This is a genomic window from Streptomyces sp. HUAS TT7, assembly GCF_051550175.1.
GTDB lineage: Bacteria > Actinomycetota > Actinomycetes > Streptomycetales > Streptomycetaceae > Streptomyces.
The window spans coordinates 1-22,267 of record NZ_CP196180.1 but is presented as its reverse complement, the minus strand read 5'-3'; the positions used below and the strand labels follow the sequence as shown (position 1 = coordinate 22,267).

28 protein-coding genes are annotated in these 22,267 nt (G+C 71.2%); 11 read left to right on the top strand and 17 right to left on the bottom strand.

Annotation, left to right across the window (positions count from 1 at the left end):
• Positions 1-76 precede the first annotated feature (76 nt).
• The 3 genes from ACSHXC_RS43560 (at position 77) to ACSHXC_RS43550 (ending at position 2,425) form a co-directional block, all read left to right on the top strand.
• On the top strand, positions 77-634 hold the full coding sequence (locus ACSHXC_RS43560) for a hypothetical protein (RefSeq protein WP_438297966.1): 558 nt from the start codon (positions 77-79) through the stop codon (positions 632-634).
• A gap of 179 nt (positions 635-813) precedes the next feature.
• A complete protein-coding gene (locus ACSHXC_RS43555; RefSeq protein ID WP_438297964.1) occupies positions 814-2,145 on the top strand; it encodes an exonuclease domain-containing protein in 1,332 nt (443 codons plus the stop codon).
• Between the two features lie 16 nt (positions 2,146-2,161).
• A complete protein-coding gene (locus ACSHXC_RS43550) occupies positions 2,162-2,425 on the top strand; it encodes a hypothetical protein (RefSeq protein ID WP_438297963.1) in 264 nt (87 codons plus the stop codon).
• A 72-nt stretch (positions 2,426-2,497) separates the two neighbouring features.
• Here ACSHXC_RS43550 and ACSHXC_RS43545 read toward each other — a convergent pair whose 3' ends face one another.
• Positions 2,498-2,698, bottom strand: a complete 201-nt coding sequence (locus ACSHXC_RS43545; protein WP_141726811.1) for a hypothetical protein — start codon at positions 2,696-2,698, stop codon at positions 2,498-2,500.
• 489 nt (positions 2,699-3,187) lie between these two features.
• Between ACSHXC_RS43545 and ACSHXC_RS43540 the strand changes: the two genes are divergently transcribed.
• Complete coding sequence (locus tag ACSHXC_RS43540) at positions 3,188-3,826, top strand: nuclease-related domain-containing protein (RefSeq protein WP_228773874.1); 639 nt, start codon at positions 3,188-3,190, stop codon at positions 3,824-3,826.
• 50 nt (positions 3,827-3,876) lie between these two features.
• Here ACSHXC_RS43540 and ACSHXC_RS43535 read toward each other — a convergent pair whose 3' ends face one another.
• Positions 3,877-4,605, bottom strand: coding sequence for a recombinase family protein (locus tag ACSHXC_RS43535; RefSeq protein WP_166625862.1), 729 nt, complete (start codon positions 4,603-4,605; stop codon positions 3,877-3,879).
• Positions 4,606-4,762: 157 nt separating this feature from the next.
• Between ACSHXC_RS43535 and ACSHXC_RS43530 the strand changes: the two genes are divergently transcribed.
• Entirely contained in the window at positions 4,763-4,996 is a 234-nt protein-coding gene (locus ACSHXC_RS43530) for a hypothetical protein (RefSeq protein ID WP_030902708.1), read from the top strand.
• Positions 4,997-5,089: 93 nt separating this feature from the next.
• Here the strand turns inward: ACSHXC_RS43530 and ACSHXC_RS43525 are convergent, their stop codons facing one another.
• The 6 genes from ACSHXC_RS43525 to ACSHXC_RS43500 form a co-directional block, all read right to left on the bottom strand.
• Complete coding sequence (locus tag ACSHXC_RS43525; protein WP_391777158.1) at positions 5,090-5,554, bottom strand: RapZ C-terminal domain-containing protein; 465 nt, start codon at positions 5,552-5,554, stop codon at positions 5,090-5,092.
• A gap of 78 nt (positions 5,555-5,632) precedes the next feature.
• Positions 5,633-6,220 (bottom strand): hypothetical protein, encoded by a 588-nt coding sequence (locus ACSHXC_RS43520; protein WP_438297962.1) that lies wholly within the window; start codon positions 6,218-6,220, stop codon positions 5,633-5,635.
• Complete coding sequence (locus tag ACSHXC_RS43515; RefSeq protein WP_438297960.1) at positions 6,217-6,831, bottom strand: hypothetical protein; 615 nt, start codon at positions 6,829-6,831, stop codon at positions 6,217-6,219. Before ACSHXC_RS43515 ends, ACSHXC_RS43520 begins: the two co-directional genes overlap by 4 nt.
• 71 nt (positions 6,832-6,902) lie before the next feature.
• Positions 6,903-8,390 carry a hypothetical protein gene (locus ACSHXC_RS43510; protein WP_438297959.1) on the bottom strand — a complete coding sequence of 496 codons (1,488 nt, stop codon included), beginning with the start codon at positions 8,388-8,390 and terminating at the stop codon, positions 6,903-6,905.
• Positions 8,391-8,786: 396 nt separating this feature from the next.
• Positions 8,787-9,038, bottom strand: a complete 252-nt coding sequence (locus tag ACSHXC_RS43505) for a hypothetical protein (protein ID WP_366350592.1) — start codon at positions 9,036-9,038, stop codon at positions 8,787-8,789.
• An 80-nt stretch (positions 9,039-9,118) separates the two neighbouring features.
• Positions 9,119-10,321, bottom strand: coding sequence for a hypothetical protein (locus ACSHXC_RS43500; protein ID WP_438297958.1), 1,203 nt, complete (start codon positions 10,319-10,321; stop codon positions 9,119-9,121).
• Positions 10,322-10,782: 461 nt separating this feature from the next.
• Here ACSHXC_RS43500 and ACSHXC_RS43495 point away from each other — a divergent pair, with 461 nt between their 5' ends.
• Complete coding sequence (locus tag ACSHXC_RS43495) at positions 10,783-11,466, top strand: hypothetical protein (protein ID WP_438297957.1); 684 nt, start codon at positions 10,783-10,785, stop codon at positions 11,464-11,466.
• On the top strand, positions 11,463-12,308 hold the full coding sequence (locus ACSHXC_RS43490) for a hypothetical protein (protein ID WP_438297956.1): 846 nt from the start codon (positions 11,463-11,465) through the stop codon (positions 12,306-12,308). Before ACSHXC_RS43495 ends, ACSHXC_RS43490 begins: the two co-directional genes overlap by 4 nt.
• Before the next feature lie 59 nt (positions 12,309-12,367).
• On the opposite strand, the gene ACSHXC_RS43485 is transcribed toward ACSHXC_RS43490, so the two are convergent.
• The 8 genes from ACSHXC_RS43485 to ACSHXC_RS43450 form a co-directional block, all read right to left on the bottom strand.
• Positions 12,368-13,081: a hypothetical protein gene (locus ACSHXC_RS43485; protein ID WP_438297955.1), complete on the bottom strand. Its 714-nt coding sequence runs from the start codon at positions 13,079-13,081 to the stop codon at positions 12,368-12,370.
• The gene (locus ACSHXC_RS43480; RefSeq protein WP_438297953.1) at positions 13,078-13,515 is read right to left on the bottom strand and encodes a hypothetical protein; all 438 of its coding nucleotides are present in this window, start codon (positions 13,513-13,515) and stop codon (positions 13,078-13,080) included. The genes ACSHXC_RS43485 and ACSHXC_RS43480 overlap by 4 nt, the downstream gene beginning before the upstream one ends.
• Positions 13,512-14,195, bottom strand: a complete 684-nt coding sequence (locus tag ACSHXC_RS43475) for a DUF1643 domain-containing protein (RefSeq protein WP_438297952.1) — start codon at positions 14,193-14,195, stop codon at positions 13,512-13,514. The genes ACSHXC_RS43480 and ACSHXC_RS43475 overlap by 4 nt, the downstream gene beginning before the upstream one ends.
• Positions 14,192-15,742, bottom strand: coding sequence for a DNA cytosine methyltransferase (locus tag ACSHXC_RS43470; RefSeq protein WP_235450104.1), 1,551 nt, complete (start codon positions 15,740-15,742; stop codon positions 14,192-14,194). The genes ACSHXC_RS43475 and ACSHXC_RS43470 overlap by 4 nt, the downstream gene beginning before the upstream one ends.
• Positions 15,736-16,164 carry a hypothetical protein gene (locus tag ACSHXC_RS43465; protein ID WP_438297951.1) on the bottom strand — a complete coding sequence of 143 codons (429 nt, stop codon included), beginning with the start codon at positions 16,162-16,164 and terminating at the stop codon, positions 15,736-15,738. The genes ACSHXC_RS43470 and ACSHXC_RS43465 overlap by 7 nt, the downstream gene beginning before the upstream one ends.
• The gene (locus tag ACSHXC_RS43460; protein WP_438297949.1) at positions 16,164-16,436 is read right to left on the bottom strand and encodes a hypothetical protein; all 273 of its coding nucleotides are present in this window, start codon (positions 16,434-16,436) and stop codon (positions 16,164-16,166) included. The genes ACSHXC_RS43465 and ACSHXC_RS43460 overlap by 1 nt, the downstream gene beginning before the upstream one ends.
• The gene (locus ACSHXC_RS43455) at positions 16,433-16,618 is read right to left on the bottom strand and encodes a hypothetical protein (RefSeq protein ID WP_438297948.1); all 186 of its coding nucleotides are present in this window, start codon (positions 16,616-16,618) and stop codon (positions 16,433-16,435) included. The genes ACSHXC_RS43460 and ACSHXC_RS43455 overlap by 4 nt, the downstream gene beginning before the upstream one ends.
• 269 nt (positions 16,619-16,887) lie before the next feature.
• Positions 16,888-17,088, bottom strand: a complete 201-nt coding sequence (locus tag ACSHXC_RS43450; protein WP_438297947.1) for a hypothetical protein — start codon at positions 17,086-17,088, stop codon at positions 16,888-16,890.
• Positions 17,089-17,340: 252 nt separating this feature from the next.
• Between ACSHXC_RS43450 and ACSHXC_RS43445 the strand changes: the two genes are divergently transcribed.
• The 4 genes from ACSHXC_RS43445 (at position 17,341) to ACSHXC_RS43430 (ending at position 21,815) form a co-directional block, all read left to right on the top strand.
• Complete coding sequence (locus ACSHXC_RS43445) at positions 17,341-17,562, top strand: hypothetical protein (RefSeq protein ID WP_235450109.1); 222 nt, start codon at positions 17,341-17,343, stop codon at positions 17,560-17,562.
• A 65-nt stretch (positions 17,563-17,627) separates the two neighbouring features.
• Entirely contained in the window at positions 17,628-19,109 is a 1,482-nt protein-coding gene (locus ACSHXC_RS43440) for a DUF2637 domain-containing protein (RefSeq protein ID WP_438297945.1), read from the top strand.
• 124 nt (positions 19,110-19,233) lie between these two features.
• Positions 19,234-21,198: a type IV secretory system conjugative DNA transfer family protein gene (locus tag ACSHXC_RS43435; RefSeq protein ID WP_438297943.1), complete on the top strand. Its 1,965-nt coding sequence runs from the start codon at positions 19,234-19,236 to the stop codon at positions 21,196-21,198.
• On the top strand, positions 21,195-21,815 hold the full coding sequence (locus ACSHXC_RS43430; protein ID WP_438297942.1) for a hypothetical protein: 621 nt from the start codon (positions 21,195-21,197) through the stop codon (positions 21,813-21,815). The genes ACSHXC_RS43435 and ACSHXC_RS43430 overlap by 4 nt, the downstream gene beginning before the upstream one ends.
• A 61-nt stretch (positions 21,816-21,876) precedes the next feature.
• On the opposite strand, the gene ACSHXC_RS43425 is transcribed toward ACSHXC_RS43430, so the two are convergent.
• Positions 21,877-22,267 (bottom strand): hypothetical protein (locus ACSHXC_RS43425; protein ID WP_438297940.1); only part of this gene is annotated, 391 nt, incomplete at its 5' end.

Genomic DNA, 22,267 nt, shown 5'->3' with positions numbered 1-22,267 from the left:
CGACAAAAGGAGATCCTTTTAATGCACTCCGGGCGCGGTTGGCGCTCGCGGAAAGGATCTCCTTTAGAATCTCGGTATGGAGAAAATCGGCGTTACTGCCTGGATCACCGCGTCACAAGCGGGGGCGCTCGCGCTGCTCGATAAGCGGCGGCGGCTGGAGGAAAAGGAGACCGTACGGGAGCTGGTGGCGTCCGGCATTCGGCCGCGCGACGCTCGCGTGCAGGTGGCGCGTATGCGGCCGGAGCACTGGCCTGCGCTGGAGGTCGTCGTGGGTGAGGCGGTCCGCCGGCGCCTGGCGGACGAGGACCTGGCGGGGCCGTGGGCTCCGCTCACGCAATCGGACCTCGACCGCCTCGCGCTGTCCGGCCGCTGGCCCGGGGCGAGTACCGGAATCACGCTGGTTCAGCGGAACTACGCCTTCCCGGCGGACCTCGCTCTACAGCTGCGGACTGCCTCGTGGCGGGTCTCGGAGAAGCCGCTGGCCCGGCTGTACGAACTGGGCCTGGTCGGCTCCGGGCTGCGGCTGACACAGGAACAGAAGACCCGTCGTGACGAACTCGCGCGCCTGCTCTACCCGCCCGCCCGGATCATCCGGGAGGCCCTGGCCGCGTACGGCCCTCACTCGAACGAGTGACGGCCACGGCCGGTGAATTAAAAGGATCTCCTTTAAGAGAATCCGGCTTAGCGCGCACAGTTCTAAGCGTCCTCCGGTCTTTTCGATTTCCTCGGATGGCGGAGTTTGAAAAGCGGCCCGAATGGGGTCTATAAATGCTAGCGTCGGGAATTCCGGCGGACTGTCCTCGGGAGGTACGGGTGAGCACGGCAACGACGGCACGCGCGGCGGGGACGGTCCCGGCCAGTCGTGAAAGCGCAGATCAGGACCCGGATCGGGTGCCGCGCGGGGAGCCGTACGGCTTCACGGACGGGGTGCCCGTCTACCGATGGGGGCAGGCGCCGGCGTACCTGCGAACGCAGACGCAACTGGGCCAGGCCCGGCTGAAGCTGGCGGACGGTCAGCCCGTCCTCGCGTACCTCTACCTGCGCAAGCACGACGTGGAGGTGCCGCTGTACGACCCGGCGGCCGCGGTGAAGATGCGGCCGCTGTCCTCGGCGGTGAAGAAGCGCATGGAGGCGGCCCGGACCTGTCCGGAGTGCGGCAAGGTGCGCGAGCACCGGTTGAACGGCCGCCCCTGCTCGCAGTGCTGGAACAAGGCACAGCTGGTCCGGCAGCGCGAGCGGGCCCGGACGTGCTGGGGCTGCGGGGCGGTGCGCGAGCGTCCGTACCCGGCCGCGCACAACCGGTGTGGCGACTGTCGCCGTGCCCAGCTCGCGGAGGAACGGGGCCGGAAGGCTGAGGCGGTGCTGTACGCCATCACCTGCCCGGGGCGGGACTGCTCGGTGAAGACGGCCACCAAAGCGGCGGTGCGCCGCTGGCGGGAGGCGAACCCGTACGGGTACTGGCGGCCGCGGTGGTGCTCGCCGTGCGAGGAACGGGACGCTCGGGAGCGGGCGGAAGCCGAACAGCGGGCGGTGGAGGCCCGGGAGGCTGAGCGGGAGGCCCGGCGCCGGCGGGTGCTCGAACTGCGGGAGTGGGCGGCGGCCGCGCTCGCGGACGAGGCCCTGGTGGTCCTCGACACGGAGACGACGGGGCTCGACGCGGAAGCGTGCGTGGTGGAACTCGCGGTCATCTCCGGCTCCGGGGACGTCCTGGTGGACACCTTGGTCAACCCCGGGCGGCCGATCCCGGCGGACGCCTCGGAGATCCACGGCATCACGGACGAGGCGGTGGCCACGGCGCCCTCGTTCGGGCAGATCCTCGTCGGCCTCACGGCCGCGCTCGACGGGCGGCGGTGCCTGATCTGGAACGCCCCGTACGACAAGGGGGTGTTGCGCTGGGAGCTGACCCGGCACTACCGGGCGGCCGGCCATGAGGACCCGGCGGCGTCGGCGGCGGCCTGGCTCGACGGCATGGCGCTGGAGGACGCGATGGTGCCGTACTCGGACTGGTACGGCGACTGGTCGGACTACTGGGGCAACTACAGCTGGCAGGCGCTCGGCGGCGGCCACCGTGCCCTGGGCGACGTCCGGGCGGTACTCGACCGACTCCGCGAGATGGCCGCGCCCGTGGCCTCCTCGGTCGACTGAGAAGGGGGTTCACCTCATGGTGCAGATCAGGGTCATGACGGACGATCGCGAGCGGGGCGAGCGGGTGGTGGAGATCCTGCTGCCGCTTCTGCAGGCGTGCACCGCGCTGCAGGCCGGTGAGCCGACCCGGCTCACGCACCGCGGCGGCGGCCTGCGCCTGGTGCTCGACGTCCAGCCGGACGAGGGCCCCACCTCGGTACGGGTCGACCGCGCGGACGTCCCGGTCCGGCCGGAGCGAACGGCCCGCCGGCGTCGGGCACTTCCCCCAGGATCGCGGTAACAGTCCGGGCGACTGTTACCCCATCTGACCTGGGGAAGTTCCATAAATCGGCCCTCAAATGAGGGAGCAAAACTAGAAGCGGGCGCCCCCGGTGCCCAACGGGCGGCGGCCCGGCGGCCGCGCCTCCACCACCTCGTTCTCGACGGCCAGGGCGGGCGGCTCGACGGCTGCCCGCTCTGCTGCTGTCCGGCCGCGTTCGCGCTGGTCGCCAATTGGCGACTGCTCCTCGGCGGTGCGGGGTCCGGTGCCCAACGGGCGGCGGGTGGTGCTCACCTGCCCAAGTCTCCCAGTTCGCCGAACGGGTCGGGCCCACGGTGCCGCGCTGAGCGGAGCGCCCACGACGGGCTCGGCCACCTCGCGGCAGCTGCTGCTCCCCCTCGACCACGGCCGGCGGTGCGGTCTCCTCACGCGCCCGTCATCCGCGACGGCGGGAGTACGGCGCCCGGCCCGACTCCGGCGGAGTCGACGGCACACCGCACCCGGGCCACCCCTCCCCCCTCCCGCCGCTGCCGTCTTTTGGCACCCCGGGCGGGCCGCAGTCGGCAACGAGAGGTGGCTACGCGTGCCATGTGACGGTGGCCGGTCTTTTCGCCTGTGCGGTGTCACCCCCGGGCGCTACCGTCCCGGTACAGGCAGTAACCACACGGGAGGGGCGGCGGGATGACGACAGCGGGGCACCGAAGCGGAGCCGGGGCGAGCGCGGGCCGGATGGGTGAGGCGGCACGGACAGCGGAGCGGGCAGCACAGCATCGACGGGCCCGGGTGCTGCTGCCGTTACTCGCGGCGGCCGCCGCGGTGGTCGGGTCGGCGTTCGGCTCGTTGACGAACTGGCAGCTCGGCCTGGTCGCCGCGCTGGTCGTGGTCGGGCTCGGCGTACGGCGGCTGTACCGCCGGGGCCACAACAGCTGGGCGGTGGGGGCCGCTGGGGAGGCGCGGACGGCCAAGCTCCTGGCCCCGCTCGTCCGCCGGGGCCACGCCGTGGTGCTCCACGATCGGGCGATCCCTGGGAGTCGGGCGAACCTCGACCACCTCGCCTTCACGGCCGCTGGCGCCCTGTACGTCGACACGAAGAACTGGACGTCGGACAAGTCCCAGCTGACAGTGCAGGGCGGCACCCTCCGGTACGGCCGCTACGACCAGACCCGCGCCCTGCAGACGGTGGTCTGGGAGGCGGAACAGGCAGCTCGGGCCCTCGGCGTCCCGGTCCGGCCGGTGGTCGCCGTGCACGGCGCGAAGGTCCCGGCTCCGCGCGGACGCCTCGAACTGGGCGGCGTGACCGTGGTGGAGGCGAAGCGGCTGCGCGGCCTGCTCCGGAGCCTTCCTCCCCAACCCGGGTGGGACTCGGCCCGGCGGGCGGCGGTCGGGCAGCTGGCGGAACGGACACTGCCCCCGGCTTCCTGACGAGGAACAGACAGAAGGGCCCGGCCGCCTGGCCGGGCCCTTCGTCGTCCCTACGCGGTGCGCTCGCGCCGGCGCAGGGTCGGCGGCCGGTCGGTCGTGTTCGCGAGCATCCGGCGAACGGTCTCCGGGTGCCAGCGCTCCCCGCGCTTCGGGTGGAGCCCTTCGGCCTCCAGCACGGCCGCGATCTCGCGCAACGACAGCTCGTCCTCGTCCCGGAGCTGGCGGGCGCGGGCTCGCCCGGCCTGCTCCATCTCCTCCTCGGTCAGCTCCTTCTTGTGCGCGGCCCATCCGTACGGCGGGGCGCCGTACGCGTACTGGCCCTTCTCCCCCTTGATGCGGCGGCCGCGGCGGAGCTTGGCCACGGTCATGCCTCGGTCCAACTGCGCGAACACGCCCATCATCTGGCGCATGGCGGTGCGCATCGGGTCCTCGGGGTCGTCGGGCAGGATCTCGCCCTGATCGGCCATGAACGCGCGGCCGCCGTGCTTCCAGCACTGGGCCAGGGCCGCCTCCTGCACCACCAGCTCGCGGGCCAGGCGGTCCAAGTTCGGCGCCACGATGCCCTGCACCTTCTTCTCCTCGACCCACAACAGGGCGTCGGCCAGCTCCGGCCGCTCGTCCCCGGCGATGGTGCCGGACTGCGCCTTCTCCACGAACAGCTTCGCCAGCTTGTGTCCGTGCTCGCGGGTCCAGCGGCGCACGATGCGCTCCTGGTCCTCCAGCCCGAACCCGTCCAGCTGACTGCCGGTCGACACCCGGATGTACCCCGCGAGCCGCATCTGATCGCCTCCAACGCGCTGACCTGCACTGTCACAGTAATGGGCATAACTGTGACATCGAACAGAGCCTATCCGGCCCCCGGCGGGCCGTTCTGAGAGGGCGTCAGCCGTGCTCGCCGGAAACTGTCCACAGGTGAACCGTTCCAGACTGCCGACCATGAACACGAATACGCGCCGCTGGCGCTCTCACGTCCTAGTCCTCCTCGTCGCTCCGTGCGTCCTGCTCGCGGAGCTGGTCGTGCTCCCCTTCTCCCTCGTCCGGCTCGGCGTGCGCGGGCACGCGGCCGGCTGCCCCCGCCGGGAGGGCGACGGGTGCAGCTGCTTCCTGTCGTCCTGGCGGGCCGTGGGCCGCGGGGTGCGGAGCGGATGGCGGGAGGCGTTCGGGTCCTGAGCGCGAGACAGGCCCCGCCCGGGTGGGCGGGGCCTGCTCGATGTGGTGTCCTGGTGTGCGCGTCCGGGGCCGGTTACGACGGTCCCGGCCGCGTCACTTCTGCAGAATCGGCCGCTCGATGTGCCGGTGCTCGACCTCGCACCCGATCCCGGCGGCCCGCAAGTGCACCGCGATCTCCTCGGCCACGGCCACCGAACGGTGGCGGCCGCCACCACAGACCACGTGGACGTCCACGCGGTACTGCTGCGGGCCGCCGGTCCACTGCCGGAGGTTGTCCCGCTGCAGCAGGATGCGGACCTTCTCGGCGGACTGCGCCACCAGCTCCTTCGCGCCCGGCGTCGCCATGACGTACCGGCGCACCTCCGGGTCCAGGCCGTTGCTGTGCAGCATCCGGTCGCGGACCTCGGGGTCCTCGGGCGGGTTGCGCAGGGGGCGGGTGTCGACCACCACGGCGTTGCCGCCCGGGTCGTCGTGGTGGCCGGCGCCGTACGAGGTGATGACGCTCTGGACGTGTCCGTCCTCGTACAGGGTGCTGAGGTCTTCCGGTGTGGTCTCCATGCTGTTCAGCCTCCATGCCGCACTCGGGCGGCGGTAGTCGGTTCGCTGTGTTGCCCGTTGCCTCTTGCGGTGGTGCGGTCAGGCGGCGTCCGGGCGGCGGTGCCCGTCACCGGGGCAGACCGCGAACGCGTCGTCGTTGTCCTCGCCGCAGAAGGTGCACGTCCAGGTCCGAGCCGGGGTCTCGACGGCCTCCGGGCCGACACACCAGCCGGTGTCCTGGCCGTTGTCCTCCAGCTCGTAGAGGTCGCCTCCGCCGGTCCACTCCAACCGCGCCTCCTCCTGGTCATCCGAGTGCAACCCGTCCAGGTACAGCGTCTCGGCACGGTTCTTGGCGGTGGCCTCGTCCAGGCACGGGCGGCCCGGCCCGGCCCCGTCCGTCTGCCAGATGATCCAGACGGTGGGCTTCGCCGCGCCGACCACGCCCCGGCCGGCGCAGTGCGCGCACTGCCCGTTCCCGTCCGAGTGGGCGTTGCGGCAGCTCGCGAACTCGTCCTGGACGAGGTTGGTCAACCACGCGGCCTGGCCCGGCTGCAGGCTGACGACGTGGCGTTCGTCGCCGGACTCCAGCGCGACAGTCAGCCGCTCGGCGGCGTCGGCGTCGGTCGGGTACGTGTCGAACAGGGCCTGCAGGGCGGCGGCCAGGGCGGGAAGTTCGGGCAGGCTCATCGGTTCGTCTCCTCGATGGTGGCGTTCGCGGAGAGGAACGCGCCGGCGGCGGCCGCGGCCTCCTCGCTCGTGTCGTACTCGGCCTTCTCGGGCGCCTCTCGCACCTGCCGGTTGGCCGCGGTGGCGATCCACCACCAGCCCCCGTCCTCCGGGTGGAACACCACCCGGGCCTCCCCGCCGAACGCCTCGAAGTGGACGGGCTCACGGTTGGCGTGCGGGTTGATGGCGCTCACCGCTCCGGGCCAGCGCTTGCGGGCGGCCTGCCGGGAGACTCCCCACGCGGTGCCCAGCTGGGCGTAACTCGCCCCGGCGGCTCCGGCCTTGCGCGCGTAGTTCTCGGCGATGCCCTCCGCGAGGGTCAGCGTCTCGCGCAGTGCCCGCACGACCGACAGGTGCCAGTCGGCGGTGGTCATCGCCTGCTCGCGCGTCGGGGTCTTGCGCTGCAGCTGCTCCTGCCGCACGGAGATGTGGGCGGCCAGGTCGACGGCCGCGTCGTGGACGCGGGTGCGGAGGGTGGACAGCTGCTTGTCGGTCGGCTCGGTCCAGGCGGGGTCACGGGGGGCCATGAAGTGCTCCCAGTACCCGGGTTCCTCGTGTTCGTTCGTCGTCATGCGACAACCTTAACTGTCGTGAACCTAGGTTGTCAGGTGAACCGCGATTGTCGGCATATGCCGATTCTTCGTCAGCTCCGGCGGCGGGCGCGCTTCTCGGCGCGGGCGCGGGCCAGGGCCGCGCGGTACGTCTGCTCGGCCTCGGACTGGCCCACGGGCCGGTCCAGGTACCGGCGTTCCTCGACCTCCGCCAGGTGGACGTGCTCGGGCTGTCGGGCCGACCAGCGGCGGGGCTGCTCCGGCTCGGAGCTGCGGCTGGCCCAACGGTCCAGGCCCCACCGGTCGGTGAGTTCGGCGCGCTTCGCCTCTGCGGCCAGCTCCGCCTCGGCGGCCAGGCGGGCGGCCTCGCGGCGCCGGTTCTGCTCGCGCAGATCCTCCTCGCGGCTGCTGAGGTCGGGCTGGGCAACGGACTGCGTGAGGACGCGGGCGCGCTTGGCCACGGTGGTCTCGATGTCGTCCCACTCGGCCACGCTGGCGGCCGGAACGGCGGTCCGCCGGCGGCCGTGACCGTGGGCGTCCTTCCGGGAGTTGATGAGCCGCCACAGTCGCCACGCGGCCAGGCGGCCCACGTCGTCCACCCCGGCGACGCTGCTCGACAGCACCTCGACCAGCTCGCTCTCGGTGGAACGGCGGAGCGCGATCCGGACCGTGCGCTGCAGGTCGGACCATGCCGAACCGCCGTGCCAGCGTCCAAGCTCGTCCCAGGACCCGTTGGGCAAAATCACCTTGCCGTGTCCGAGTTGGGCCCGCCAGGCGTGCCACGCACGCCTCAGAACCCGGTCTGCCACGGCGCTGGGGTCGTCCCCGAACAGGAACGAGGGCTTCTTTCCAGGCGCCGCCGAAGGCGTCGTTTTTGCTTGTCCCATGTCGTTCGACAAGCTCAGCCCGCTACTACCTGCAGAGAAAAGACCAGATAGCTGAAAGCCCTTCGCGTAAGAGGGAGACGTTTTGCCATTACCCATCAGCCGCTGATTCAGGGCCTCGGCGCGGTCCCGGTCCGCCACTGCCCAGCACCGGAGATCCTGGGGCCCGGCGTCAGCTCCCAGGGCCTTGGCGGACGTACGGATGGCCTCGGCGGCGGCCGCCGCCGGGGAGTCCGCCGGGTGCTCCCAGCGCGGAGCGGTGGCCAGCGCGGCGGCGGTCTGCTCGTCCACCTCGACCGCCTCGGCTCCGGCCAGCGGCACGGACGCGCTGGCCGTGAGGCGGCCGTACCGGGCGTCCTCGTGCCGCACCTCGACCTCGGGAAGGTCCCACACCTTCAGCTGGCGCATCAGGTCGTCGGGGAGGTCGCTCGGGATCGCGTCGACCCGGAGACACAGGGCGTAGACCGCGCGGCGGCCCGGGGCCGGCTTCACGACCTGCTCCACGTATCCGTGGCGGTACGCCAACTTCAGGTCGTCCCAGAACCGGTCATCCCCGAATCCCTCGGTGAGGCCGTAACCGTGGGCCAAGTCCATGCCCCCGTCGACCCGTCCCGTGTCCCACTGGCCGATCACGCGGCCCGTGGCGCGGTCCAGCTCCTGCTGGGAGAGGAACCGGGCCAGACGTCGCAGGCGCATGGGCAGCTCACCGCGGCTGTCTGCGATCTCCAGAACCCGGTACCACATGGGCAGGCTGATCTGGGGAAAGCGCAGTACAGCGACGGTTTCGTGTTCCAGCGACAGCGGCGCGCGAGGCGCCGACTCCGGCTGTACTACGGACACACCGGAAGAAGGGCGCACTGGGCCGCCATCGCAGCGATGAGCTACGATGCTGATGCTCCTGGAGCTAGATAAGGGGGCACACGAAGGCCCGGCCCCGGACTACGTCCGGCGCCTCAAAAACGGGCCTCACCTGTGGGAATAGGGACGCTCAGACTTCCGCCGGCCAGCTTGGGCTGAGACTGTCCCGTCGAACGTGCGGTGCCCTGATCTGAAGGTTCGGGTCAGGGCCTTTTTCACGTCCGGACGTTGTTGTCATCCGGTCTGGGGCAGCTCCTTTGCAGCCGCCGCGCGTGCCTTCCGCTCCTTGCGGTAGCTCTCGCGCTTGTGCAGCTCTCGGATGGCCTGCCGGAGCACTTCGGCGCCGGACACACCAAGCTCGTTCACCAGCTCCTCGTAGAGCGGTCGCTCCGCGTCGCTGGGGTGGAGGATGACAGTTGCGCGCACAGGCTTCTCGGGCGGATGAACCGTCCGGTTCTTGTGCTGAAGACCTCGTACGCCTGCCATAGCAGTGATCATATCCACATGCGGGGCGCGTTGGTCCAACGACACGGAAGTTATCTGCGCGTTTCCCGTGACGCGGGAGGCTACTTGTCGACTTCCCGCCTGACGGGACGGGTCCAAACCCCCGAATTTCGGGGGCTGGTGGCCTCGCGCAGCTTCGCGAGTCGTCGCTGTACGTCCGCGCGAGCACCACTCTTTCCGGGGACGCGGGTCCGGAGACTCAACAACTCGGTGCCCAACTGCCGGAGCTGGGAGGGGTCGCTGACGTGGTGCCAAGCTCCGTGGGCGCGGTCGACGGCCTCGGCCACGTCGGGGTGGTGCGCGGGCTGGTCGGCGGTCAGCCGGACCACGGCGGCCTGCAGCCACAGCTGACAGGCGCGGTCCGGTGCTCCTTCCTGCTGCGCGAGGAACGCGCGGACCTCGATCCAGTGAGCGACCTCGACGGACTGCGCGCCGTGCGCCCGGAGTGCGGCCTGCTCGTACGAGGCGGCGATGGCGGCGGCTTCTCCGTGGCGGCCGGCGCGGCTCGCGTCCCGGATCGCCAGGTGGGGGTCCTCCTCGACGGCGGCCGCGGTGGTCGGCGTCGCCTCGGTCCTCGGTGCGGGCACGTCGACGTCGGGGTGCGGGGCGGCCTGCTCGACCGCCTGTCCTCCCAACCACAGGGTGGCGGCGGCGTCGACGGCGGCCGCGCGGGCGGCCTGGTGGTGCAGCTGCTCGGTGCTCGGCCTCGTCGGCGCGGTGCGGAGGATGTGCGCGAGCGCGTTCGTGTACGAGGGGCCGGGGCGGTGGCGGCGGTCCTGCAGCTGCACGGCGCCGTACAGCGCGAACGATCCGGCCAGGGACTGCTCCTGGTGGACGAGGGCCTGCCAGACGTCCGTGTCGGCCGCCAGGTCGGCCACCACCGTGGTGGTGCCCGGCGGGCGGCGCTGCAGCTCGGCACCGATCCAGTGCCACGGGAGCGCGGTGTACCGGATCGTGCGGGCGGTGGTGCGGGCCAGGGCCAGGTGGAGAAGGTGCTGGCGCGGGTCGACGGCCAGGTGCCCGGCGACGTAGACGAGTAGCGGGCCCTCGACGGCGGCCGCGGTGCGGAGGTTCGTCAACACGGTGTTGGGGTCGTCGGGGTTGGCCAGCTGTACGACGCTCGCGTACGAGGTGCCGACCAGACGCGCCGGCGGGACGGCGGCCAGCTGAGGCAACGCCGTGGTGACCGCGAGCGGGCGTCGTACGGGCGGCTCGGCCGCGACGAGTAGTGCGTATCCCGGCTGTTCCCCCGTGCTGATCCCCATGGGCAGCACCGTAACCGGCTCCTCGCCCTGCGTGCTGCCTGCGGCATCGGTCCGGGCTGAGCGGGGTGGTTCCCTCGTTGGGCGGCAGACTTCAGTCCAGTGCGCCGTTCGTCGGCTGTCCAGGATCGGGCTTGCCCGACCGCCGAAGGCGGCGCCGTAGGCGTCCTGGATGGCCGGCGGGCGGTGTGCTGCCCTCGGGTGCCGTCCGACGAGGGGGCCGCACCGCGACCCACCACCATCTCCACCACCCACAACCCGCACCCACCAAGCCGTGCCCCCCACCCCCTCCGCAGGGTGGCCGGGGTGTGGGGCAGAGCCCCGCGTCTTCCCCACCCGCACCCGGAGCCGGTCGCCAATTGGCGACTGCCGCCGGAGCCGAACGGGCGCCTCGGTCGTACAAGCTGCCTGCGGTGCGCCGGTCGGGCCTCTCGATCACGCGGTGGGGCGGTAGCGTCCGGGCCATGACGAAACCTCGCCCCGTTCCCGTGCTGCCCGCCCAGGGCCGCCGAATCGCCTTCGTGGGGAAGGGAGGCGCGGGCAAGTCGACGATGCTCGCGCACTTCCTCGCCTACTGGAAGTCCTACGGCGTGCCGTGCATCGGCATCGACACCGACGTGCCCGGAGAGGATGAGAACGGCACTCTCTACGAACACGCTCAGGTGGTCGACCTCGGCGCCCCCGTCTATCCCGCGCCCGGCATTCACCAGATCCGCAACGAGGCCGTGCGGCTGTGCCCGGAGAAGGGGCTGTGTGTCCTGGACACGGGAGCGTGGGAGCGGAAGAAGGACGGCCCGCACCTGTCGGTGTTGAGCGCGGTCGACCTGGCGGTGTTGTGCCTCCAGCCGACGGGCAACGAAGTGCAGCGGGCCGGCTCCGTGCTCGGCGCCATCGAGTCGCTGAGCGCGACGGGTGCTCGCGCCCCCGAACTCGTCATCCTGCTGACGATGGTCGATCCCAGCACGGCGACGCCGGACGACGTGGACACGGAGCTGGCAGAGGCGGGGTACACCGTGCTGCGGAACCGGTACGAGCTGTCCAACGCTCGCAACGGGTACGCGCAGTCCTGGGGCAAGCCCATCAAGACCAAGCCCGACACGAACATGGACAAGATGGCCCGGGAGATCCTGGACGTGGTGGCCCGGTGAGCAAGGCATCGGAGAAGTCCCGGGGCGCCATCGGAGCCGCGCTCCGCAACGGCCTGGAGAAGCGCGGCGGCGCCCAGCTGCCCGCACAGGCGTCGTCCGACACCGAGGTGGAGCTGAGCCCCCGTGAGCGTCTGCAGGCCCTGGAGGCGCGCATTGAAGCGTCCGTGGGGCAGTACCAGCAGAGCCTCCGGCGGCTGCAGGCCCGGCACCGGGTGGAGGTCGGCCAGCTCTTGGACGAGATCAACGAATCCGGCCTGTGGGAGCTGGAGGGGCACGAGAAGTTCGGGCACTACGTCAAGGCGCGGTGGGGCTGGGACCGCTCGTACGGGTACCGGCTCATTGACCTGGCCCTGGTCCACCGTGCGCTCGCCCCGCTCGGCACGGTCGTGCTCGACACCGTGGTGGAGTCGCACGCCCGGGAGCTGGCCCCCGTCGTCAAGGTCAACGGCGACGAGGGCGCCCGGAAGTTCGTGGAAGTCCTCCGGCTGGAGTCCGGCGGGAAGAAGGTCACCGCCGCGGTGATCGCGGCCCGGCGTGACCAGGAAGGGCTGGGCGTCCCCTCCGACCAGTCGCCAATTGGCGACCGTGACGAGGACGAGGACGAGGTGGTGGACGCGGAGCTGGTGGAGGATGACGAGGACACGGCGGAGAAGGTCGGCCAGACCATCCGGACCGCTGCAGACACGGCGGAGAAGGCGTTGCGGCAGCTGAACGAGGCGCTGGCGCTCGACGTGGCGCCGTTCCACCGTGCGGAGACTGCCGTGGACCTCTCCCGCATCCGTACGGCCGCCGTGCGGATGCAGCGGCGGGCGGACGGGATTCCCGGCCCGGCCGGCTCGTAGGTGAGCACAGCAGAAGGGCCCCGCCGTGATGGCGGGGCCCTTCGTCGTTGCCGGGTCGGTCAGTTCAGCTCGGCCACCTGCGCGGCCTTCAGCAGGGCCTGCACGTCCAGCTCCTGGCCGGGCTGGATCGCGCGGCGCTGGCGGGCGTCGGCGGCCGCCACGATCGCAGCCACCTTCGCCTGCTCCTGGTGGTACTCCCACTGAGCAGTCGCCACGGCGCCGGCGGTCTCGATCGCCTTCACCCGGGCCTCGTTGAGACCCTTGGTCTCCTCCATGACCAGCTCGTGTTCCTGAGCGCGGGTCTCGCGGCGGTCGGCCCGCCACAGCGGTGCACAGAACGCGTACACCGCGGCGGTGCACCCGGCCCACAGGAGGGTGGCCAGCTGCCAGTCCGGCGTCCACGCGGTCACCCCGGCGAACGCGAGCACGGCGGCCCCGCCGAACGAGACGCGCACGGTCTCGTTGTCGCCGTGCTGCTTCGACGCGGCGACGCACCCCGCGCACCCCGCGAGTGCGGCCAGGCTGCCCGTGATCCACAGCGGGGCGGTGGAGCCGTCCGGGAGGTTCTGCCCCCAGCTCCACGCGAGCGCGGACATGCTCGTGGTCGCCAGGGCCGGGGCCAAGCGCCCGAAGTGGTCCCACAGCCAACGGCTGGCGGAACGCTTCGGCGGCAGCTGCGGGCCGGGGCGGAACGTCGGGGGCACGGGCTGCCGGTGGGCCTGCTCGATCAGGTAGAGCGCCGGATCGAACGGCGCGGGGCTCTGGTCGCTCACAGCGTCATCTCCTGTCCTCGGGTGAACTCCTGCTGGTGCTGCTGGTCGGCGCGGTACCGGTCGTCCCGCTCGCGCCGCTCGCTCTCCTCGCGCTCCCGTGCGGCCAGGTCGCGCTGCCTGCGCTCGGGGAGCGTCGGCCCGTCCTTGCCCCACACGGTCACCTCGCCCGGGTTGGCCGTGCCGTCCGGGGAGGGCGCGATGGCGGCCACCTCCTGGCCCCGGTACATGACGGTTCCGAACGGGGTGATCTGGAAGCCGTGCGCGTCGCCCTTGGACGGGTCGTCCCGGACGATCCGCTGTCCGTCGATCGACACACCCCGGTGGTCCAGGGAGACCTTGTGGCCGTTCTGCTCGACGGTGAGGCGGGCCTGCCCGTTGCGGGCGTTGTCCCGGTCCCATCGCCAGGGGTTGAACTCCTCGTTCTCCTTGCTCACCGGTCCACCTCCGGCTCGGCGGAGCGGTCGCCAATTGGCGACTGCGGGTCGTACGGGGTCAGCTGGGTCTCGTCGCGCACGTACAGCGGGTGTCGGGGGTGGCCCTTGCCGGTGACTCCCAGGGACTCCAGGGAGTGGCCGTGGCCGACCAACAGGGCGGTGACGGCGTGGGCCTGGCGGGCGCGCTCGGAGCGGCTGACGTCGCCCCACGCGGCCGCGACGCGTACGGCGTCGTCGGTGGCCTCGATCAGCGCGGCCTCGTTGAACGGGCCGATCGGGTCGGGGTGCTGCCGGAGCTGGCCCGGGTCCTTCGAGCGGAGCGCGAACAGGTTCACCACGACCATGCCGCCGTGCCCGGCCGCCTTCGCGAACGCCGTGCAACGGCGAATCGTGGCGTCGTCCTCGGCGTGGTCGGCGGTGGACGGGTTGAGCATCACCCACACCATGGGCGCGGTGTCCTCGTCCCAGATCCGGTCCAGCCGGTACCGGTAGGTGCCGCACGGGCTGAGCACCGCCGACCCGTGCGGGCCGGTCTGCAGCTCCAGCCCGTGAGCCTCGGCCCACTCGGCGGCCGCCGGCCGGGCCGGGGCCGCCGCGGTGGCGGGCTCCGGCTCGACCTCGACGGCGAACATCGGCAGCTGCACGCCGCCCTTCATCTGCAGGCCCTGGCGGCGGGTCACCACGCCACCTCCAGCGGCTCACCGGTGACCGCCTCGACCAGCGCGGACACGATGACCTCGGCCACGGGCGGCGTGACCGCGTTCCCGTACTTCCTCACCTTGTCCCGCTTGCTGCCGGTGACGATGTACGTGTCCGGGAACGCCATGGCGGCGCCGATCTCGTGAGGCTCCAACATCCTGAACCGCACGTCGCCCAGGTCGACGTTCTCCTCGACCTCCGCGAGCGACCAGCGGTCGCGGGTGGTCACGGTGCCCACGGGCTCCTCGACTGTGCGGGCCGTGCCGGTGCTGTAGTACGGGATCAGCAGACGCTGACCGGTCACGAGGCCGTGGTGGTTCCCGCTCGCGCTGACCGTGCCCACGGGCTCGTCCACGCCGTACGCGGTCTTCTTCGACCCTCCGCCCCGGAGACTGATCTGGAACGGCGGGATGGCCAGTCCGGTCTCGTTGCGGGCGGTCTGGGTCCGCATCGGCTCCTCGGTCGACGTCGCCACCTTCCCGTCCCGGCCTTCGGTCGGGATGAGCAGGGGCGGCACGGCCAGGGCGTCCGTCTCGCGGGTCGTGCGGGTCGGCATGGGCTCCTCGACCGACACGGGCTCGGTCCGCCAGGTCCCGCCGGCGGGCACCGTGAACGGCTTCGCGAACTTCGCGATGCCCCGGGCGATCCGCTCCATGGTGGCGTCGGCCAGGGGCTCGTCCCGGTCCGCGATCCGGCGGCCCTCAATCGACCAGTCGATGACGGCAGAGGCGGGCATCACCTCGGGCTCCACGATCGCGTTGCGGCACTTCGCGTTCGGGCACCGGTACCAATACTGGCCGTTGCGCCCGTACGCGCCCATGTCGACGTTCAGGCGCTTGAACACCTGCATGGCCGACACCGTGGCGTCGCACGCCTGGCAGTACGCCCGGGGCCGCAGCCACTTGTTCCAGTCCGGCGTCCGGCCCAAGCTCTTGAGCCAGTAGGCGACGAACAGGCGGTTCCTCGACTGCGGAGCCCTGCGGCTCCCCCGGGCCTTGACGTGCATGGAGTTGACCGCGATCACGCGGACCTCGTACAGGCCCCCGCACCGGACCTCGCGGAGCCAGCGGGACCACTGGTCCCACTTCCGGCACTCCACGACGTTCTCCACGACTCCGCACAGCACGGGCTTGCCCCGCAGGATCATCGCGTTCAGGTAGCGCGGGACCTCCTCCATGAGCGCGCGGGCCCGCTTGATCTCCGGGTCCGGCTCGCTCTCCCCGAACAGCACGCCCTGGGTGGAGTTGTCGAAGTCCCGGCGCTTGCCCCGCGCGTTGCTCCACGGCGGGCACGACGGGCTCGCCCAGAAGATGTCCGCCCGGGGAAAGGTCTCGATCTTCGCGCGGGCCACGTCGCCCTCGAAGTGGTCGGCGTCCGGGAAGTTGCGGGCGTGGTCCTCCACGGCGTCCTTCTTGTGGTTCGCCGCGAAGATGAGTTCCGTGAGCGGCTTGCCCTCCCGGTCCTTCACCGCGGTGGCGCCCTTGCTGGAGCCGCCGACCCCGGCGAACTCGTCGTAGACGGTCAGCACGGGCCCGCCTCCTCACGCAGGACGTGGGCGGCGGTCTCGCTCGACAGCTGCTCGCGCACCTTCTCCACGAGGACGGCCGGCGGGGTCCACAGCTGCTGTGCGCCCGCCCACGGGATCGGGAGCGGGAGGGCGGTCACCTCGTCCAGGACGAAGTGGAAGTTCCCGGTGGTCGACCACGGGGTGCACTCCCCGTCGTCCGGGTGGCAGTCGATGATCCGGGCGACCGCGAGCACGGCCCCCAGGTCCAGCTGCAGCCCGCGCACCACGGCGGCGACCATGGGGCCGTGGCGGCGGTCCACGGTCTTGCCCGCGTGGATGAGTACGGGGCCTCGGTACGAGGTCGGCCACACCCTGTTCTCCACGCGCTTGTCCGCGTAGGTGATGGCGGCCGCCCACGGCTGGCGGATGGTGAGAGCGCGCATCAGCTGATCACCTCGGCCACGGCCTTGCCCATCCCGAACAGGACGAGGGCGATCACGACGGCGACGGCCAGCACGGTCTTGCTGGCCTTCCAGATCTTCCGGAGCCCCACGGACAGGCCGAGTGCGGCCAGCACCACGACGGTGCCGTACGCGGTCAGCCCGGACAGGGCCGCCTCGATCGCGTTGCGGCCGAAGTCCACGGAGGTGGCCATGACCAGCACGGAGAAGACGAGGGCGGCCAGGGCGATGAGGCGTTCGCGGGCGACGGTCACGCGGACGCACCCCCCTGCGGGGCGACCACGACGAACGCGGCGGCGGCCAGGTCGTAGTGGACGTGGGCGGTCGGGTACTCGCCGGCGCGGTACTCCCCGGCCAGCCACTCCGCGCGGCTGTCGGCCCGCAGGTCGGCGTCGGAGATCCGTTCCAGCACGGTCGGGTTGGTGCAGTGCGACATGGGTGTGCCTCTCCATCAAGGCGAGAAGGGGAGGGCGGGCCGCCCGCGGTGGGGCGGCCCGCCGGGGGCCCTATCGGGCGGGGTGGGGCCGCGCCGGCTGCTGCTGCGGCTGGCGTCCGTCGCGCTCGTGGGGCTGCGGACGAACCGGCAGGGGCGGGCGGGCGCTCACTTGCGGCCCTTGATGGCCATGGCCTGGCCGTGACGGCGCAGGTCGGCCTCCGCCTTCCGGCGGGCCTCCTCGGCCTTCTTCACGGCGTCGTCGGTGGCGCTCATGCGCTCACCGCCAGCTGGCAGGTGCAGCGGACGGTGGACGCCTGACCGTTGCGGCGGATGACGACGGTGTCGAACCCGTCGCAGTCGCCGCACGGGTCGCTGAACGCCGGGCCCTTCTTGCCGACCAGCACGAGGCGGGGGCGGCTCGCGGGGGCCGGGATGGAGATGCCGGTGGTCCGGCTGGCAGACTTCTGCACGGAGATCCCTCTCTCTGCGAATAGGGGTGTCCCAGCTCGGAAGGCGCGTCAACGCCGTTCCGGGCGGAGAGGGTCGGGGCGGGAACCCCGGCCCTCTCGTTCGTTCTGGTTCTACCGTAGGGCCTTTTTTCCTAGGTTGCAAGGAACCTAGGAAAAATAGTTGCTAGGAACCTAGGGACCTGCTTTCATAGATCCATAGCCGCACAGTGGGATCATCCCTCCACCCGCAGTACACGGAGAGGTGGCGACCACATGACCGATGACCCCAAGCCCAAGCGCAGGGGCCGACCCAAGAAGGAGGAAGTCGTTCGGATGCGACCCCTCAACGTGGAAGTGCCGGAAGACCTTCAGCTGCACCGCCGGGGCACGCTCTGCAAGCTCGACACCGGAATGAGCTTGAAGGAACAGGTGGCGGCCGCGTACGACGAGTGGCTGAGCCGGAAGGGCTACGCCAAGCCCACGGACGAGAGCTGAGAGAAGGAACCCCGGTGGTGAGGAGACACCACCAGGGCCCAGGACGCTGAGATTTGGAGACCTACATGCGTCACCACCAGGGTACGGCCGCTGATCCCCCGGGATCGGCCACCGAGCCTGAAGAGAAGAAGGGCATTCCGGAACTGACCCGGGTCCACTACTGGCTGATCGGGATTGTCGCCCTCGGCGCGGTCGTCATCGCTGGAATCGGCTTCGCCGGCTCCTACAACGCCGTGCGCGCTCTCGCCGTGGAGAAGAAGTTCGGCACCTTCTCGTACTGGTTCCCCATCGGGATCGACGCGGGGATCGTCGTGCTTCTCGGTCTCGACCTGCTCCTGACGTGGCTCCGCATCCCCTTCCCGCTCCTGCGCCAGACTGCGTGGCTCCTGACGGCGGCCACGATCGCCTTCAACGCGGCGGCGGCCTGGCCGGACCCGCTCGGCGTGGGGATGCACGCCGTGATCCCCGTTCTCTTCGTCGTCTCCGTGGAAGCCGCGCGGCACGCGGTCGGCCGGATCGCGGACATCACCGCCGACAAGCACATGGAGGGCGTCCGGATCACCCGGTGGCTGCTCTCGCCCGTGCCCACCTTCCGGCTGTGGCGCCGGATGAAGCTCTGGGAGGTTCGGAGCTACGAGAAGGCCGTGAGCCTGGAACAGGCCCGGCTCATCTACCAGTCCCGTCTGCAGGCCCGGTTCGGCCGTGGCTGGCGTCGTAAGGCCCCGGTGGAGGCGCTGATGCCGCTCCGGCTGGCGAAGTACGGCGTGCCCATCTTCGAGACGGCGGCGGCGGGCCTGGCGGCCGCGGGCATCCCGCTGCCTGCGGAGCTGGAACGCCTCGACCACAAGGCGGTCGACGGCGACGTGCGCGAGCAACTGCCCGCCCCCGCCCCCGGACGGGAGCTGGAGCGCGGGGAGGTCGACACCGACCAGCACGACGGCCAGGACGAGGCGGACGAGGTGGAGCGGCAGGAGACGGCCGCCGGCCACCCGGAGCCGTACGCCGCACCGGTCCCGCAGCAAGCGGCCCCCGCGCCGTACGAGGCGTTCGGGCCCGAACCGGCGGCCGCGTACAGCGGCGGGTACGAGCCGCAGGGGCAGCTGGCGGCCGCGAACGGCCCGTGGGCGGCCCGCAACGACGGACGGCCCGCGATGGTGCAGGCCCGGATCGACGGGGCCGACTGGCTGCAGAAGTCCCCGGAGCCGGAGCCGTTCGCCTCGGAGCCGGACGAGGTGGTCCAGTCGCCAATTGGCGACTACGCCGAGCCTGTTCCGGCGCCTGAGCCGGAGCTGGTGCCGGAGGTTGTCGACGAGGCCGTGGACGAGGGCCTGGACGAGGACGAGGACGGCGCGGACGAGGGTCCGGAGCCTGAGCCGGACCTGACGGGCGTGGAACTGCTGGAGTACCGCTACGTGCGGCTTCCTGCGGAACAGCGCTACCCGAACCAGTCCGCCAGCTCCCTGGCCAGGTCTCTTTCCCCGGGGACGGGGTTCACGGAGGGCACGGCCCGGAAGTACCTGAAGCCCATCATCGACAAGCACAGCTGAGAAAACCCGGGGCTGAATGTCAGTCCTGGCTCGTACGGTGATCGTGAGGTCACCGGACACTAGGCGCCCCCGGGAGGCGCTGGTACCGCCCAACCCGGGGACTTCGCGACAGAGGAGAGTGCTCGTGTCACGCAAGGAAGAGAATCCCACACCCCCCACCACCGACCTGCCGGGCGGGATGATGCCGCACTGGCTGCACCGCATCATCGACGCTCACAAGCCCTCCGCGCTCGGCAAGTCCCGCCAGGGCACCGCGTACGCGGCGGCCGGACTGCCCACCGTGGCGCTCGCGGCCAGTGCCGAGAACGGCGGTCTCCCGGAGCCGTCCGTGGGCGGGGCCCTCGAACTCATCAACACCGTGGGCTCGAACTGGCCCCTCGGCGGCTGGCCTGGGTTCGGCCTCACGGTCGTGGCCGGCGGCGGCCTCGGGTACCTCCACCTGAAGCAGAAGTGGGACCTGGGCAAGTCCGGTCCCACCACGAACGGGAAGGATGCGGCCCGGGTCGGGTTCGCCAACCCCAAGGAACTCAAGAAGTGGCTGTCCCAGGAAGGGCTCCGGGCCCGCGCGGACACCCTCCGCCCGTCCCTGGAAGGGGCGAAGCGGCGTTCCATCAGCCCTCACGAGGTCGGGCTGCACCTCGGCACGGATCTGCTCTACAAGAAGGGGCTGTTCGTCGCCTGCGAGGACATCGTGCTGATGTACGCCCCGCCGCGTACCGGCAAGTCCGCGCAGTACGGCAACGCCATCATCGACGCGGCCGGAGCCTGCGTGGTGACCTCGACCCGCGGTGACCTCTACGACCACACCCACCAGCTGCGGCGCGAGCACAACAGGCCCGTGTGGGTCTTCAACGCGGGCGTGAGCGGGGTGGAGAACACCCTGCGCTGGAACCTGGTGGAGGGCTGCCAGGACCCGGTGGTGGCCCTGCGTCGCGCCGGGTACCTGCTCGCGGCCTCGGCCAGCGGGGAGGCCATGGAGAACGCCTCCTTCTGGGAGGGCCACTCCTTCATGGTGCTGTCCTGCTACCTGATGGCGGCGGGCCTGAAGGGCTACGACCTGACCCGTGTCCGGGCCTGGGTGACCGACTCGACCGAGCGTGAGCCCCTGGAGATCCTGGAGAACTACCCGGAGCTGGTGCCCGCCGGCTGGGCCCGGGGCCTGTCGCAGATGCGGAACGCGCCGGAGAAGACGAGGGACAGCGTGTACCTGACGCTGATCCGCTCGTTCGAGTTCATGTCGCTCCCCCAGGTCATGGACATCGTGTCCCCCCGGCCCGGCCAGCAGAAGTTCGACGTGGCGGACTTCCTCCGCTCGCGCGGCACCCTGTACCTGATGGGCCGTGACCAGCAGTACGGCAGCGTCGCCCCGCTGTTCACCGCCCTGGTGGGCGAGATCTACGAGGCGGCGTACCTGGAGGCGGACAACAGCCCCGGCGGCCGCGTGGACCCGTACGTGCGGTTCGTCCTGGACGAGGCGGCCGTGATCTGCCCGCTTCCCCTGCACAAGTGGTCGGCGGACGCGGGTGGCCGGAACATTCAGCTCCTGGTCAGCGTCCAGTCCCCGTCCCAGCTGAGGGAGCGGTGGGGCCACAACGGAGCGCAGACCATCATGAACAACTCCGTCCGGATCGCCCTCGGCGGCCTGTCCATCCCGCAGGATCTGGAAGAACTGTCCCTCCTCTGCGGGGAGAAGGACGAGGAAGTGGCCTCCTCGTCCGCCACGGACGAGGACAAGAAGTCCCGGAACGTCTCGGTGCGACGGGTCCGGATCATGCCGCAGGACGCCATCCGGCAGATGAAGGAAGGCACGGGCCTGGTGTTCTACCGGCACCTGCCGCCGATCCGGTACGCGTTCACCCCGGTGTGGCAGCGGAAGGACGTCAAGGAACTGATGAAGCAGGCGAAGGCACAGGCCAAGCTGGAGGCCAAGCTGAAGAAGAAGGGGGTGCAGGTCGCCGGGCCCGTCCTCCCGCCGCAGATGCCCGCCACGGCTCCGGTGGTCCCGCAGCAGCAGCCTGCCGCGTACCCGGGGACGATCCCCGGGCAGGCGCCGGCCGCTGAGCAGAACGTTTGGGGGCAGACCGGATGATCGACCAGCCCAAGGAGACGAAAGCGGTCTGGGAGCGGACCCGCGAACTGGGTCGGCAGCTGGACGAGGTGAACGGCCGCCTCGAAACGCTGGAGGGGCAGAACCTCGGGGACCGCATCCAGGAACTGTCCCTGATCGTCAAGAAGCTGACGGAGAAGCCCAAGGGGGATGCCCCGGCGGTCTGGAACTGGGACACCTTCACCCCCCAGCAGGAAGCGGGGGCCTGGGAGATCCTTCTGAAGTGGATGGACGAGACGTTCCGGGTCCGCTGGCCCCGCTCCTACAAGGAGATGCTGGGGTACACGGAGCGTCCCTCCTCGTGCTGGTGGCAGCACCCGGACATGGTGGAAGCCCTGACCAGCCTGATGATGAGCCACTACTGGGCCTTCCGCGACAAGGAAGCGTCTCCGCTGCGGGTTGCTGAGTGGCTGGGCCGCTGGCTCCCCGACGCCGTACGCCAGGGCAAGTTCATCCTGGAGGAGTGCAAGAGCACCTTCGACCGCGACGGCGGCAACGGCCACAGGCACGACCTGTTCGAGAACAAGAAGGTCGACGCTGACCGCGAAAAGCTCGGGCGGCACCTGCACATGCTGCGGACGGGTGAAGTGCCCAGCTGATCCGCCCCGCTCAACGACAGAGGCCCGGACCGATGGTCCGGGCCTCTTCGCGTGCCGTACGTCATCCTGCGGGCGGCACAGGGCGCTCCTCGTCCGGCCAGAAGCTCCACCCCACCGTGTACTGGACCCCGGCGGCATAGTCCCGGTCGACGTCGGGCCAGTCGTTGCCCTCGATCCGGTCCCGGGCGTGGGTGCGTTCCAGCCCCACCTGGCGGTTGGTGTACGGGTACTCGTACCACTTCTGGCTGATCGGGGCGGCCTGCAGCTCGCCCAACAGCCACGCCGCGGTGGCCCACACTCCGTGGGCGGCTGCCTTCGCCTGCCGCACCTCGACCTCGACGTGCACCCGGGCGTCGTCGCCCGCGTGGAACTGGCGGGCGGCGTCGTCCCGGACCGATTCCAGTTCCTGCCGCGTGCGGCGTACCCCTTCCGGCAGACCTGGTGTCCCGGGT